We start from the raw sequence: 13,958 nt of genomic DNA on the forward strand, positions 1-13,958 counted from the left end.
GCCTAGCGTTCGGGCCTCCCTACCGCTCATGTGTACGGATCTGGTCCCGGCAGTTCTCTGGTCCCGGCAGTTCCTGGAGGCCCACAACCATGCGCTCACTCAAGGCGGCGGCCGCCGTGCTCGTGCTCGCGGCCCTCACCGGCTGCACCCGCGAGGGCGGCCGCGTCGACATGGGTCCGACCGGCGGCGTCCCGGTCGAGGGCGGCACCGCGACGATGGCACTGCCGCCCAACGCGACGCCCAACTGGATCTTCCCGATCGGCCCGCCGGGCTATGGCGCCTCGTACAACGCCGGCATCCAGTTCCTGATGTTCATGCCGGTGTACGACGCCGTCCTCGACAAGGACAAGGGCGGCCTGACCACGCACGGGCCGAGCACGCTCGGCCTGAAGCCGAAGTACTCCGACGGCAACAAAACCGTGACCGTGCCGCTGCGCAAGGGCGTGAAGTGGTCCGACGGCAAGCCGGTCACGGCCCGCGACCTGGAGTTCTGGTTCAACCTTCTGAAGGCCAACAAGGCGAACTGGGGCAGCTACTCGGTCGGCACGATGCCCGACAACGTCAAGCGGTTCGAGACGCTCGACGACCACACGGTGCGGCTGCGCCTGACCCGGGCGTACAACCCGGACTGGTTCACCGCCAACCAGCTCACACTGATGCGGGCGCTGCCGCAGCACGCCTGGGGCGCGCGGACCGACGGCGGCCCCATCGGCGACTTCGACCGTACGAAGAAGGGCGCCAAGGCCGTCTTCGCCCGTCTCACCCAGCACGCGAAGAGCCTCGGGTCGTACGGCTCCGACCCGCTGTGGAGGACGGTCAACGGGCCCTGGAAGCTGGCGGGCTGGCGTGACAGCGGCCAGGTCACCATCGTCCCGAACGAGAAGTTCACCGGCCCGAAGTCCCAGCGCCCGCACCTCGACAAGGTCGTCTTCAAGCCCTTCACCACCGCCGACTCCGAGTACAACGTGCTGCGTTCGGGCGGCGTCGACTACGGCTACATCCCGCCGTCGGTGATGGCGCAGAAGGGGAAGTTCGAGGACAAGGGCTACCGGGTCGATCCGTGGGAGGGCTGGGCGGCGACGTACATCGTCTACAACTTCAACTCCACGCACGCCGGTCCGCTGATGCGTCAGCTCTACATCCGCCGGGCCATGCAGCACCTCGTCGACCAGAAGGCGATGAGCGACGTCATCTGGCAGGGCAGCGCCACGCCGACGCTCGGCCCGGTGCCGGTGACACCCAAGAGCCAGTACCTGTCGAGGGCGATGGAGCGCGACCGCTACCCGTTCTCGGTGGACAAGGCCAAGTCCCTTCTCAAGGCGCACGGCTGGGAGACGAAGGGCGGCACCGCGCGCTGCGTACGCCCCGGCACGGGCGCCGACGAGTGCGGCAAGGGCATCGAGCGGGACGATCCCCTGGAGCTGACCCTGCTCTCGCAGTCGGGCTCCACGGAGACCACGAACATGATGCAGGAGCTCAAGTCCTCGCTCTCCAAGGCCGGCATCGACCTGACGGTGCGCCAGCAGCCGCTCAACTCCGTGCTCGGCAACTCCATTCCGTGCACCGCGAAGGACCCGGGCTGCGACTGGGACATGTCCTTCTTCGGCACGGCGGGCAGCTGGTACTACCCGCTCAACCCGAGCGGCGAGCAGCTCTTCTCCACGGGCGCGTCCGCCAACTTCGGCAACTTCAGCGACAAGAAGGCCGACCGGATCATCCGGGCCGTGCAGTACTCCCCCGACATGAAGGCCGTGCACGCGTACGGCGAGTATCTGGCCGATCAGCTTCCGGTGATGTGGATGCCCAACCCCGCGTACCAGGTGTCGGTCATCCGCAACGACCTGCGGGGCATCGAGCAGAACCCGACGGTCACGTTCGCGCCGCAGGACTGGTACTACGTCAAGAAGGACCAGGGCGGCGCGGGCTCCGAGAAGACCGGCTCCGAAAAGAAGGGAGCCGAGAAGTGACCGGCTTTCTGGTCAAGCGCTTCCTGCAGGCGCTCGTCGTCCTCTTCCTGGTGTCGATCATCGTCTTCGTGCTGCTGCACATGCTGCCCGGCGGCCCGGCGCGCGCCATCCTCGGCCCGAAGGGCACACCGCAGCAGATCACCGACTTCAACCACCAGCAGGGGTACGACCGTTCGCTGCCGACGCAGTACTTCATGTACGTGAAGCGGCTGTTCACGGGCGACCTCGGGGACTCGTACAAACTCAACTCGCCCGTCTTCGAGCTGCTCAAGCAGCGGCTGCCGAAGACGCTGCTCCTGACGGTCCTTTCGACGGCGCTCGCCGTGGTCATCGCGATCCCGCTGGGCCTGCTCCAGGCGGTGCGGCGCGGCAAGGCGTCCGACTACGCGCTGACCGGGCTCGCGTTCCTGCTGTACGCGACGCCGGTGTTCTTCCTCGGCCTCATCATGATCATCCTGTTCGCGCAGGTCATTCCGATCTTTCCCGCGGAGGCGCCGCAGGGCGAGTCGATCGGTGAACTCCTCAAGGACTTCAGCGGGTTGGTGCTTCCGGTGGTGACGATGGCGTTCGGCATCGTGGCGATGTTCAGCCGTTACATGCGCTCGGCGGTCCTCGACAACCTCACCGAGGAGTACGTCCGCACCGCCATGGCGAAGGGCCAGTCGAGCCGCCGCATCATGGTCCGCCACGTCCTGCGCAACGCGCTCATCCCCCTCGCGACGCTGCTCGGGCTCTATCTCCCGACGCTGTTCAGCGGCGCGCTCGTCGTCGAGTCGATGTTCAACTACCCGGGCATGGGGCTGCTGTTCTGGAACGCGGCACAGGGCTCGGACTTCCCGGTGCTGCTCGGCGTGACCCTGGTCGTCGGCATCGCCACGGTCGTCGGCTCCCTCCTCACGGACATCCTGTACGCCGTCCTCGACCCCCGGATACGGAGCGTGGCATGACCTCCGCGGCCAGCACGACTGCCCCTGTCACCGCGCCAGGACACGAGGAGGCCGCGCAGGCCACGCCCTCCCTCGCCCGCCGCACGCTCCAGGTCTTCACCGGCAACAAGCTCGCCCTGACGGGCGTCGTCCTGCTGGTGCTGCTGCTCCTCTTCAGCTACCTCGGCCCGCTTCTCTACGACACCGAGCAGACCCACACCGACCTGTCCCAGGCGAACCTCTCCCCCGGCACCGACGGGCATCTGCTCGGCACCACCGACCTCGGCTACGACATGGTCGGCCGCCTCATGGTCGCGGGCCAGACCTCGCTCGAAATCGGTCTGGCCGCGGGCCTGTTGGCCACCCTCTTCGGGACGGTGTACGGTGCCGTCTCCGGCTACTTCGGCGGCTGGGTGGACGCCGCGATGATGCGGATCACGGACGCGGCGCTCGCCATCCCCGCGATGTTCCTGCTCGTCGTCGTCGCCGCGATCATCACGCCCACCAAGGGCGTCCTCATCCTCATCATCGCGGCCGTCGCCTGGCTGTCCCCGGCCCGGCTCGTCCGGGGCGAGGCGCTTTCGCTGCGCAACCGCGAATACGTGCAGGCGATGCGGATGATGGGCGGCGGGGGCGCGCGGGCCGTCTTCAAGCACATCGTGCCGAACGCGATCGGCACCGTCATCGTCAACTGCACCTTCCAGATCGCCGACGCCATCCTCTACGTCAGCTATCTGGCGTTCCTCGGTCTCAGCATCCCGCCGCCATCGGCCGACTGGGGCTCGATGCTGTCGGCCGGCATCACGTACACGCAGAACGGCTACTGGTGGCTGATCTTCCCGCCGGGCATCGCGATCGTGCTGGTCGTCGCCGCGTTCAACTTCATCGGCGACGGGCTGCGGGACGCGTTCGAAGTACGGCTGCGCAAGTAAAGGACCTCACAGACATGACGGAGCTTCAGCTCAGCGACGCCGGGCCGGGCACTCCCGCGCCCCTGCTCAGCATCGACGATCTGCACGTCGACATCGCCTCGCGCGAGCGCACCGTGCACGCCCTCGACGGCATCTCGCTCGACCTGGCGCCGGGTGAGGCCCTGGGCGTCGTCGGCGAGTCCGGCTGCGGCAAGACGATGACCGCGCTCAGCGTCCTGGGCCTGCTGCCGCCCGGCGGGGCCGTCACGGGCGGCCGGATCCTGTTCGACGGCCAGGACTTGGCAGCCGCGTCCGCGCCCACCCTTCAGGACGTCCGCGGGAACACCGTCGGCATGGTCTTCCAGGACCCGCTGACCTCGCTCAATCCCACGATGACGATCGGCGCGCAGGTGGCCGAGCCGCTGCTCCTGCACCGGGAGGGCATCGGCCGCAAGGAGGCCTGGGCGCGGGCCGAGGAGATGCTGCGGCTCGTCGGCATGCCACAGCCCTCCGAGCGCATGAAGGCCTACCCGCACCAGCTCTCGGGCGGAATGCGCCAGCGCGTGGCGATCGCCATGGCCCTGGTGTGCGAGCCGAAGCTGCTCATCGCCGACGAGCCGACGACCGCGCTCGACGTCACGACGCAGCACCAGATCCTGGAACTGATCGACAACCTGCGCCGGACCCTCGGCATGGCGATGATCCTCGTCACCCACGACCTGGGCGTCATCGCCAACCGCGTCGACCGCGTCGCGGTGATGTACGCGGGCAAGGTCGCCGAACAGGCCGATGTGCGCGACCTGTTCGCGCGCCCCCGGCACCGCTACACGGAGGCGCTGTTCGCGGCGCTCCCTGAGCGGGCGGCGGAGCGGGGCACGGAGCTGCACACGATTCCGGGGCTGCCGCCGAGCCTTACGGTGCGGCCTACGGGGTGCCGGTTCGCGCCGCGCTGTCTGTTCGCTACGGAGGAGTGCCGGGAGCGGGAGCCGGAGCTGGGGCCGGAGCTCGCGCAGGAACTCGTGCCGGGCTCGGAGGCTTCGCCGGGGTCGGAGACTTCACTGGAGTCGGAGGCTCCCGCCCACGAACTCGTGGGCGCAGAGCACCGGTTCGCGTGCTTCCACCCCGTCCCGCACGGCGACGCGCCCGAGGCACAGGTGGTGACACCGCCCCCCGCCACGGCCACCGAACCGGGCGAGGTCCTGCTCGAACTGGACGCCCTGGTGAAGGAGTTCCCCCTCACCGGCGGCCCCTTCGCGCGGCGGCGCGGCACGGTCAGCGCGGTGGGCGGGGTGTCGCTCACCGTCCGCAGGGGCGAGACGTTCGGCATGGTCGGCGAGTCCGGCTGCGGCAAGACGACGCTGGGCCGGATCGTGGCGGGCCTCGAGGAGCCGACGGCGGGCACGGTCCGCTTCGACGGCCGGGACCTGGCCGGGCTCTCGCGTACGGAGCGCCGTGCGCACCGGCGCCGTATCCAGCTCATGTTCCAGGACTCGACGGCCGCGATGGACCCGCGCATGCGGGTCGGCGAGATCCTGCGCGAGCCGCTGGTCATCCAGGGCGTCGGCACCCGCGCCGACCAGGAACGGCTCACCGCCGGACTCCTCGACGCCGTCGGCCTGCCGCGCGGGGCCGTGCACCGCTATCCGCACGAGTTCTCCGGCGGCCAGCGTCAACGCCTGGGCCTGGCAAGGGCGTTGACGCTCTCTCCCGACCTGGTGGTGGCGGACGAGCCGGTGTCGGCGCTCGACGTGTCGGTCCAGGCGCAGATCCTCAACCTGATGCGGGAGCTCCAGCACGACCGCGGTCTGACGTACCTGTTCATCTCGCACGACCTGGCGGTCATACGTCACCTGGCCGACACCGTCGGCGTGATGTACCTGGGCAAACTCGTGGAGACGGGCCCGGCCGAGCAGGTGTACGCCGCGCCGCTGCACCCCTACACGCGCGGCCTGCTCGACACCGTGAACGTACCCGACCCGGCCGTCGCGGCCGCCGGCGACCGCGAGCCGCTGCACGGCGAGACCCCGTCCGCGGCCAAGCCCCCGTCCGGCTGCCGCTTCCGCACCCGCTGCCCGCTCGCCCAGGACGTGTGCGCGACCACCGAACCACCGGTGAGCACCCCGAACGGAGCGGGGCATCAGGTCGCGTGCCACTTCCCTCTGGCCGCGCCTCGGCTAGCGTCAAGGGTATGAACGACGAAGCGGGCACCGGGGCACACGCCGACGGGCGTGCGGCCGCGGCGGACGGCATGAGCCTGGAGGCGGCGCTGGCACGCGGCCCTCTCGTGCTCGACGGCGGCCTCTCCAACCAGTTGGAGGCCGCCGGGCACGATCTCGGCGACGCCCTGTGGTCGGCGCGACTGCTCGCCGAGCGCCCGGACGCCGTCCGGGACGCCCACCTCACGTACTACGAGGCGGGCGCGGACGTCGCGATCACCGCGAGCTACCAGGCGACGTTCGAGGGCTTCGCGCGGCACGGCATCGACGCGCTGAGCACGGCCGAACTCCTGCGTCTGAGCGTAGAGTTGGCCCGCGAGGCCGCCGCGCTCGCCCGGGTCGACCGGCCGCTGTGGGTGGCGGCCTCGGCCGGTCCGTACGGGGCGATGCTCGCGGACGGCTCGGAGTACCGCGGCCGCTACGGCCTGAGCGTGGCGGACCTGGAACGCTTCCACCGCCCGCGCCTGGAGGTCCTGTCCGGCGCCGCCCCCGACGTGTTCGCCCTGGAGACGGTTCCGGACACCGACGAGGCGCAGGCCCTGCTACGCGCGGTACGCGGCCTGGGCGTGCCCGCGTGGCTCTCGTACAGCATCAGCGGCGACCGCACCCGCGCGGGCCAGCCCCTGGAGGAGGCCTTCGCGCTGGCCGCGGACGCCGACGAGGTCATCGCGGTGGGCGTGAACTGCTGCGACCCCCGCGACGCGGACGCGGCGGTCCCGCTGGCCGCCCGCGTCACCGGCAAGCCGGTCGTGGTCTACCCGAACAGCGGCGAGACCTGGGACCCCGCGACCCGGTCGTGGCACGGCCCCGCCCGCTTCACCGCGGGCCAGGTGGACGGCTGGCGCCGCTCCGGGGCGCGGCTCATCGGGGGCTGCTGCCGGGTGGGTCCTGGCGCGGTCGCGAAGGTGGCGGAGGAAGTCCACGCCACGCCCTGACCTGCGAAGGAAGGGCGTCGAGGCGTCATTGTCAGTGGCCGGGTGCAGACTGAGCCATACCTGAGACAACGCCGTCTGAAAGGTGTCGGTCATGGCTGACGTCCTGCTCACCGTTGGTACTCGCAAGGGCCTGTTCGTCGGGCGCCGCACACGCGGTGCGTGGCAGTTCGACGAGAGTCCGTACTTCAACGCCCAGGCGATCTACTCGATCGCGATCGACACGCGCACACCCCGGCCCCGCCTCCTCGTCGGCGGGGACAGCGCCCACTGGGGACCCTCGGTGTTCCACTCCGACGACCTCGGCAGGACGTGGACCGAGCCGAAGCAGGCGGCCGTCAAGTTCCCCAAGGACACGGGTGCGTCGCTGGAGCGGGTGTGGCAGCTCCACCCGGCGGCCGCCGAGCCGGACGTGGTGTACGCGGGCACGGAACCCGCCGCGCTGTACCGCTCCGAGGACCGCGGCGAGAGCTTCGAGCTCGTCCGCCCGCTGTGGGAGCATCCCTCGCGCTCGCAGTGGCAGCCAGGAGGCGGCGGCGAGGGCCTGCACACGATCCTGACGGACGAGCGCGACCCGGCCGCGGTGACGGTCGCGGTGTCCACGGCGGGCGTGTTCCGCACCGAGGACGGCGGCGCGAGCTGGCGGCCGTCCAACTCCGGGGTCTCCGCGGTGTTCCTGCCGGACCCGAACCCGGAGTTCGGCCAGTGCGTGCACAAGGTCGCCAAGGACGCCGCCGACCCGGACCGGCTGTATCTGCAGAACCACTGGGGGGTGTATCGCAGCGACGACGCGGGCGCCCACTGGACCGACATCGGCGAGGGCCTGCCGTCCGACTTCGGCTTCGCGGCGGTCGCCCACCCGCACCGCGGCGACACGGCGTACGTGTTCCCGATCAACGCGGACGCGGACCGCGTCCCCGCCGACCGCCGCTGTCGCGTCTACCGCACGGCGGACGCCGGCAAGAGTTGGGAGCCGCTGAGCACGGGCCTGCCGCAGGGCGACCACTTCGGCGTGGTGCTGCGCGACGCCATGTGCTCCGACGGCGCCGACCCGGCGGGCGTGTACTTCGGCAACCGCAACGGCGAGGTGTACGCGTCGGCGGACGACGGGGACACCTGGCAGGAGCTGGCCACGCACCTGCCGGACGTCCTGTGCGTCCGGGCGGCGGTCCTGGACTGAAGACCGACGACTGACGACAGGCGCGGCCAGCGGCTCCCGGAGGTCGGCGGCCTCCGAGAGTCCCGACGGCCCCGAGCTTCGGCCATCGGTTGATCAGTGACGCATGTACGGCAGTAGAGTGACGCTCCGTGGCACCACGACCCTTGCATGAAATCGTCGAAGCCGGCTGGGCCAAGGCCCTGGAGCCGGTGGCCGAACAGATCGCCTCCATGGGCGACTTCCTGCGCGCGGAGATCGGCGCGGGACGCACCTATCTGCCCTCCGGACCGAATGTGCTGCGCGCCTTCCAGCAGCCGTTCGACGAGGTGCGCGTCCTGATCGTCGGCCAGGACCCCTACCCCACGCCCGGGCACGCGGTGGGCCTGTCCTTCTCGGTGGCACCCGACGTCAGACCGCTGCCCGGCAGCCTCATCAACATCTACCGCGAACTGAACAGCGACCTGGGCCTGCCCCAGCCGTCCAACGGCGACCTGACGCCCTGGACGCAGCAGGGCGTGCTGCTGCTCAACAGGGCGCTCACGACGGCCCCGCGCAAGCCCGCCGCGCACCGCGGCAAGGGCTGGGAGGAGGTCACGGAGCAGGCCATCCGGGCGCTCGCCGCGCGCGGCAAGCCGCTGGTGTCCATCCTGTGGGGCCGTGACGCCCGCAATCTGCGGCCACTGCTCGGCCAGTTGCCGTCGGTGGAGTCCTCGCACCCCTCGCCGATGTCGGCGGACCGCGGCTTCTTCGGCTCCCGCCCGTTCAGCCGCGTCAACGACCTCCTGGCGCGGCAGGGCGCCGAGCCGGTGGACTGGCGGCTGCCGTGACGGGGGCGGACTTCGTCCTCGGCGTGGACTCCGGCGGCTCCGGGCTGCGCGCCGTGCTCGGCGCCCCGGCCGGTCCGCTCGGTACGACGCCGCTCCGTACGACGCTGGCCCTCTCGACGCCGGTCCGCTCGAAGGAACCGGTGCGCACGGGCCCGCGCGGCATCGACGCCCGGCATCTGAGCAAGCAACTGACGCCCATGGTCGGGCAGTTGCTGGACGAGGCGGGCGGCGGGCGGATCGTCGCGGTCGCCGTCGGCGCCGCCGGGATGGCGACGCTCGGCGACGAACTGCGCGCCGAACTGCCGTCCGCGCTGGCCGAGTCCTACGGCGTCCGGCGCGTGGCACTCGCCGCCGACGCCGTCACCGCCTACGCGGGCGCGCTCGGGCAGCGCCCCGGCGTCGTCGTCGCGGCGGGCACCGGCCTCATCGCCATGGGTACGGACCTCACGGCGTGGCGCCGGGTCGACGGCTGGGGGCATCTGCTCGGCGACTGCGGCAGCGGCGCGTGGATCGGGCGGGCCGGGCTCGAAGCGGCCATGCGTGCCTTCGACGGGCGCGAGGGCGGCTCGGCCGCGCTGCGCGCCCGCGCGCAGGAGATGTTCGGCGAGCCCCTTTCGGGCCTCCCCGTCCAGCTGTATCCGCGCCCGGACCGCCCCGCCGTACTCGCCGCGTTCGCGCCCGAGGTGGGGCGCTGCGCGGCGGACGGCGACCCCGTGGCGGTCCGCGTGCTGCGGGAGGCGGCCGGTCACATCGCCGACGCCGCGGTCGCGGCCCGCCCCGCCGACGGCGCCTGCGAAGTCGCCCTGACCGGCGGCCTGCTGAAGCTCGGCGACGTACTCCTCGACCCGCTGGAGGCGCAACTGACGGAGCGTCTCCCGCACGCCCGCAGGGTGCCCGCGGCGGGCGACCCGCTCGACGGCGCCGTCCGCATCGCCCTCGACCTGGCGGCGGACACCCTCAAGCTCCCGCACGATCCCCACCTGTTGTACGTCACGGGGTGAAACGGAGCGCACAGCTCCGGCGCCACGACACCGCCCGCGTACGTCTCGTACGCCGTGGACGAGGCACAGCGCGCACGACGAAAACCGCGCGCCGCGCACACCAGAACCAAAGCCCCCTACCGGCACACGCTCCCCAACTCACCAGAAACCCCCCTGACAAATCGGACTAATACCGCTGACCTGCACCCTCCCCGAACAGAGAAACCCCTCAAGCCAGTAGCATGCGGCGCCATGAGCTCCCCCACTGGGCCCGCATCCGGCCTGCCCGTACGAATGCCGCGCCCCCGTCAGCCGGGCCGGCACCGCCGCCCGGAGCCCGTCGCGGCTCCGCAGGGCGCGCCCGCACTCGTCCTCGCCGTGCCGGGCGTACCCAGCACGACCACGCGCAGCCTCGCCGAGGAAGTCGTCTCCATCGCGCGCTCCGAGCTGCCCGGTCTTGACGCGAGAATCGGATACGTCGACGGGACGGACGCCGACGCCGGCCCGTCGGCCGAGTTCCCCACCCTCCAGGCCGTGCTCGCGCACACCGCCGCCGAGCGCACCGCGCGCTACGAGCAGGCGCTGGCCGCCGGCGTCGAGGACGCCCGCCGCCCCGAAGGTCCCGTCGCCGTCGTGGTGCCCCTGCTCGCGGGCCCCGACAACGCGCTGATGCGGCGCATCCGGCAGGCCGTGATGGACAGCCGTGCCGCCGCCGAGCTGACCGACGTCCTCGGCCCGCATCCGCTGCTCGCCGAGGCGCTGCACGTGCGCCTGTCCGAGGCCGGCCTTGCCCGCGCCGACCGCGCCCGCCTGTTCACGGTCGCGACCGCCGCGGACGGCATCGTCCTGGCCACGGTGGGCGGCGAGGAGGCCGTGCAGGCCGCCGGGATCACCGGCATGCTGCTCGCCGCGCGCCTGGCCGTGCCGGTGATGGCCGCCGCCCTGGACGAGGAGGGCTCGGTCGCCGCGATCACCGAGCAGCTGCGCGGCTCCGGTTCGGCCCAGCTCGCCCTCGCGCCGTACCTGATCGGCCCGGAGGTGGACGCGAGCCTGCTGGACGCGGCCGCGAAGGAGGCGGGCTGCGCCGTCGCCGAGCCGCTCGGCCCGTACCCGGCGATCGGCAAGCTGGCCCTGTCCAAGTACACGACGGCGCTGGGCATCACGCCGCCGCAGCCGTCGGGCGCGCCTGTGCACTGACACGCGCCACGGCACGACGTCGATGGGCCCGCCCCGAGTTCGGGGGCGGGCCCATCGACGTGCAGGAGTGTCCACCCGGCCCGTCAGCCGAACACCACGCAGCTCGCCGCGGGCACGTCGAGGGCGCCCGCGCGCCGCGGCAGTCCGGTCTCCGGGTCCAGGGCGAACCAGGTGACGTCCCCGGAGCGCTCGTTGGCGGCGTACAGAAAGCGTCCTGAGGGGTCTACGGCCAGGTCACGGGGCCAGACGCCGCCGCAGGCCACGGAAGCCGTCAGACGGGCAGTGGCGCCCTCGTCGTCGAGCGCGAACACGGAGACGACGTCGGCGCCGCGCGTCGCCGTCCAGAGGAAGCGGCCGTCGGGCGCGACGACGACCTCCGAGGGGTAGGCGTCGCCGTCGGGCTCCGCGGCCAGCACGGGCGTCTCCGCGAGCGGCCTCAGCGTGCCGTCGGCCGGGTCCCAGAAGCACACGGTGAGGGTCGGCGTGAGCTCGTTGAGGACGTACGCGACACGGCCGCCGGGGTGGAAGGCGAGGTGCCGCGGGCCGGTGCCGGGCCGCAGGGCGACCTCGTGGCGCGGTGTGAGTGCGCCGTCGCCCGGCACGCAGACGCGCACGGAGTCGGTGCCGAGGTCGACGCTCAGGATCCAGCGGCCGCCGGGGTCGGGAAGCACCTGGTGGGCGTGCGGGCCCTCCTGGCGTCCCTTGTCGGGTCCCGAACCCTGGTGCTCCACGATGCCCGCCGGGGCGGAGTTGAGGCTTCCGTCGGCGTGCACGGGCACGGTGGTGACGCTGCCGGAGCCGTAGTTCGCGGTGTGGACGTGCCCGTCGTGGAGGGCGAGGTGGGTGGGCGCCTCGGCGCGCACGGGCACGGGTGCTCCGAGGGGTCGTACCGTGTCGCCCTCCGTCGTGAACGCGGCGACCGCGCCGTCGGTGGTCTCGCTCACCGCGTAGAGCGTGCCGCCGTCCGGCGACAGCGCGAGGTAGGACGGGTCGGCCACGACGTCCGTCGCGCCCAGCGCGGTCAGCGCACCGGTGCCGGGGTCGAACGACGCGGTGACGATCCCGGGACCGCCCGCGTGTGTGAAGGATCCGATGTACGCCCGCCGCGCCTGCCCGCCGCCCACTGCATGCCCCTCTCGGCTCGCCCCCGGGACACGACGTCGCGGGCGGCACCCACGGGGGCGACGCTAGCAGTTGGTCTGGACCACATGGGGTAGAGAGGGGTGGTCCCGAAAAACCCTAGGGGTGCCGGGAAAGGCTCAGGCGCTCATCAGCGGCGTGCGCGGCGAGCTGCGTACAGGCGTGGCGAGTTCGATCAGCGCGCGCTCCAGGCCGTGCAGGTGCGCGAGCGCGGGCTCGGTGAGGGGGGCGTGCTTGACGGCGGCGGGGAGCACCGGCGCCGCGAGCGCCTCCTCCGAGGCCATGAGCGCTTCGACTGCGGCCTCGACCCGTTCGCAGGCGGCGGCGAGGCGGTCGTCGTACGAGGCCTCGGGGTCGGCGGCGACGGCCGCGAGGCTGCGCGCCTGCTGGGCGCACTCGTCGAGCAGCGCGATGACCTGGTGCGCGCGGGCGCGCCGGGCGCGCAGCGGGCTGAGCGGGTGCACCAGCGGGGCGAGCGAGAGGCGCACCCGGCCGAGGAGCACTTCGAGGTCGGCGATGTGCGGGGCCGGGTCGGCGGCGGCCGATCCTGACAGGCGGGCCGCGGACTCCCGGGTGCAGGCGTGGACGGTGCGCACGGCGCGCTCGATCCAGGCGTTGGTCGTGGCGTGGGTGGTGACGGGCAGTACGAGCAGGACGGCGAGCACCGCGCCGAGCGCCCCTGCCGCGGTCTCCAGGAGCCGCAGGGCGAGCAGGGCCGGTTCGAGGACGCCGAGCACGCCGTAGAGGCCGCCCGCCATCACGGTCACCGACAGCATCATCCAGGTGTACGAGACGGCGGCCGTGTAGAAGATCCCGAAGACGCAGACGGCGACGATCACGGCGGTGGGCACGACGGATCCGTGCAGGGGCAGCACCACGACCGCGCCGACCGCGATGCCGATGAGGGTGCCGAGGACCCGCCGGAAGCCGCGGACCAGGGTCTCCCCGCGCGAGACGGTGTTCACGAAGATCCACCAGGTGGCGCCGATGGCCCAGTACCAGCGGTCTCCGGAGAGCGCGTGGCCGATGACGAGGGCGACGCCGCCGCCGAGGGTCGCCTGGACGGCCTGGCGTGTGGTCGCGCGGGCGAGGCCGCGGCTCTGGGCGAGGGCCGGCACGGTGGGCGGCGGCAGGCGCCGCTCGTAGCACCACAGCCCGAAGCGGGTGGCCGAGGACGCGAGCAGCGCGATGCCGATGGCTTCGTACAGGTCGGGCAGCTGCGCGGGCACGGTGTGCAGGAACTGCGCCGCGAAGAACGTCATGAACGCGAACACGCCGAGGGAGTGGCCCCGCGGCCCCCACCGGCGCGCGTACACCCCGGCGCCCATGACGGCCAGGAACGCCAGGTCACGCGCCACCGGGTAGTCGTGCAGGACGGCGGCGAGCGCGAGCACGGGGAAGCCCACCGCGGGCAGCAGCGCGGTGGTGACCGCCTGGCCGCGCACGGTTGCGTCGGTGACGGTGAACAGCGCGAGCAGCGCGGCGAGCCCGGCGATGATGGCCGCGACGAGCGTGTGCCCGATCAGACCGCAGACCGCGACCGCCAGCGAGATGCCGAGGACGGCTCGGGTCGCGCCGCGCAGCCGCAGCCGTCCCGGATCCGGAGCCACGAACATCTTCCTCAGCACAGCTTGGCCACCCCTCGACGGTCCCGGCGTCACGACATGAATCACGACATGAATAAGGCGCCGCGGGATCCCGCA

11 protein-coding genes are annotated in these 13,958 nt (G+C 72.3%); 9 read left to right on the forward strand and 2 right to left on the reverse strand.

The genetic code is table 11. From position 1 onward, the window contains the following. Positions 1-89: 89 nt before the first annotated feature. The 9 genes from IEY91_RS23070 to IEY91_RS23110 all read left to right on the forward strand — a co-directional run bounded on the left by IEY91_RS23070 (position 90) and on the right by IEY91_RS23110 (position 11,115). Entirely contained in the window at positions 90-1,967 is a 1,878-nt protein-coding gene (locus IEY91_RS23070) for a peptide ABC transporter substrate-binding protein (RefSeq protein WP_189175503.1), read from the forward strand. Beyond that, positions 1,964-2,914 carry an ABC transporter permease gene (locus IEY91_RS23075; protein ID WP_189175504.1) on the forward strand — a complete coding sequence of 317 codons (951 nt, stop codon included), beginning with the start codon at positions 1,964-1,966 and terminating at the stop codon, positions 2,912-2,914. The genes IEY91_RS23070 and IEY91_RS23075 overlap by 4 nt, the downstream gene beginning before the upstream one ends. Continuing rightward, positions 2,911-3,825, forward strand: a complete 915-nt coding sequence (locus IEY91_RS23080) for an ABC transporter permease (protein WP_164317264.1) — start codon at positions 2,911-2,913, stop codon at positions 3,823-3,825. Before IEY91_RS23075 ends, IEY91_RS23080 begins: the two co-directional genes overlap by 4 nt. 14 nt (positions 3,826-3,839) lie before the next feature. Then, entirely contained in the window at positions 3,840-5,996 is a 2,157-nt protein-coding gene (locus IEY91_RS23085; RefSeq protein WP_189175505.1) for an ABC transporter ATP-binding protein, read from the forward strand. Positions 5,997-6,052: 56 nt separating this feature from the next. Continuing rightward, positions 6,053-6,955 carry a homocysteine S-methyltransferase gene (gene mmuM, locus IEY91_RS23090; protein ID WP_189175601.1) on the forward strand — a complete coding sequence of 301 codons (903 nt, stop codon included), beginning with the start codon at positions 6,053-6,055 and terminating at the stop codon, positions 6,953-6,955. 91 nt (positions 6,956-7,046) lie between these two features. Beyond that, positions 7,047-8,132 (forward strand): WD40/YVTN/BNR-like repeat-containing protein, encoded by a 1,086-nt coding sequence (locus tag IEY91_RS23095; RefSeq protein WP_164317268.1) that lies wholly within the window; start codon positions 7,047-7,049, stop codon positions 8,130-8,132. A gap of 128 nt (positions 8,133-8,260) precedes the next feature. Beyond that, on the forward strand, positions 8,261-8,938 hold the full coding sequence (locus IEY91_RS23100; protein ID WP_164317270.1) for a uracil-DNA glycosylase: 678 nt from the start codon (positions 8,261-8,263) through the stop codon (positions 8,936-8,938). Further along, complete coding sequence (locus IEY91_RS23105) at positions 8,935-9,939, forward strand: N-acetylglucosamine kinase (protein WP_189175506.1); 1,005 nt, start codon at positions 8,935-8,937, stop codon at positions 9,937-9,939. Before IEY91_RS23100 ends, IEY91_RS23105 begins: the two co-directional genes overlap by 4 nt. 231 nt (positions 9,940-10,170) lie before the next feature. Further along, positions 10,171-11,115, forward strand: coding sequence for a sirohydrochlorin chelatase (locus IEY91_RS23110; protein WP_164317274.1), 945 nt, complete (start codon positions 10,171-10,173; stop codon positions 11,113-11,115). 83 nt (positions 11,116-11,198) lie between these two features. On the opposite strand, the gene IEY91_RS23115 is transcribed toward IEY91_RS23110, so the two are convergent. Together IEY91_RS23115 and IEY91_RS23120 are read right to left on the reverse strand one after the other, a co-directional pair. Next, complete coding sequence (locus IEY91_RS23115) at positions 11,199-12,239, reverse strand: lactonase family protein (RefSeq protein ID WP_189175507.1); 1,041 nt, start codon at positions 12,237-12,239, stop codon at positions 11,199-11,201. A 135-nt stretch (positions 12,240-12,374) separates the two neighbouring features. Continuing rightward, the gene (locus IEY91_RS23120; RefSeq protein ID WP_164317278.1) at positions 12,375-13,883 is read right to left on the reverse strand and encodes an FUSC family protein; all 1,509 of its coding nucleotides are present in this window, start codon (positions 13,881-13,883) and stop codon (positions 12,375-12,377) included. Between the last annotated feature and the right edge of the window lie 75 nt (positions 13,884-13,958).

Origin of the sequence: Streptomyces lasiicapitis, assembly GCF_014646335.1 — a bacterium.
Lineage (GTDB): Bacteria > Actinomycetota > Actinomycetes > Streptomycetales > Streptomycetaceae > Streptomyces > Streptomyces lasiicapitis.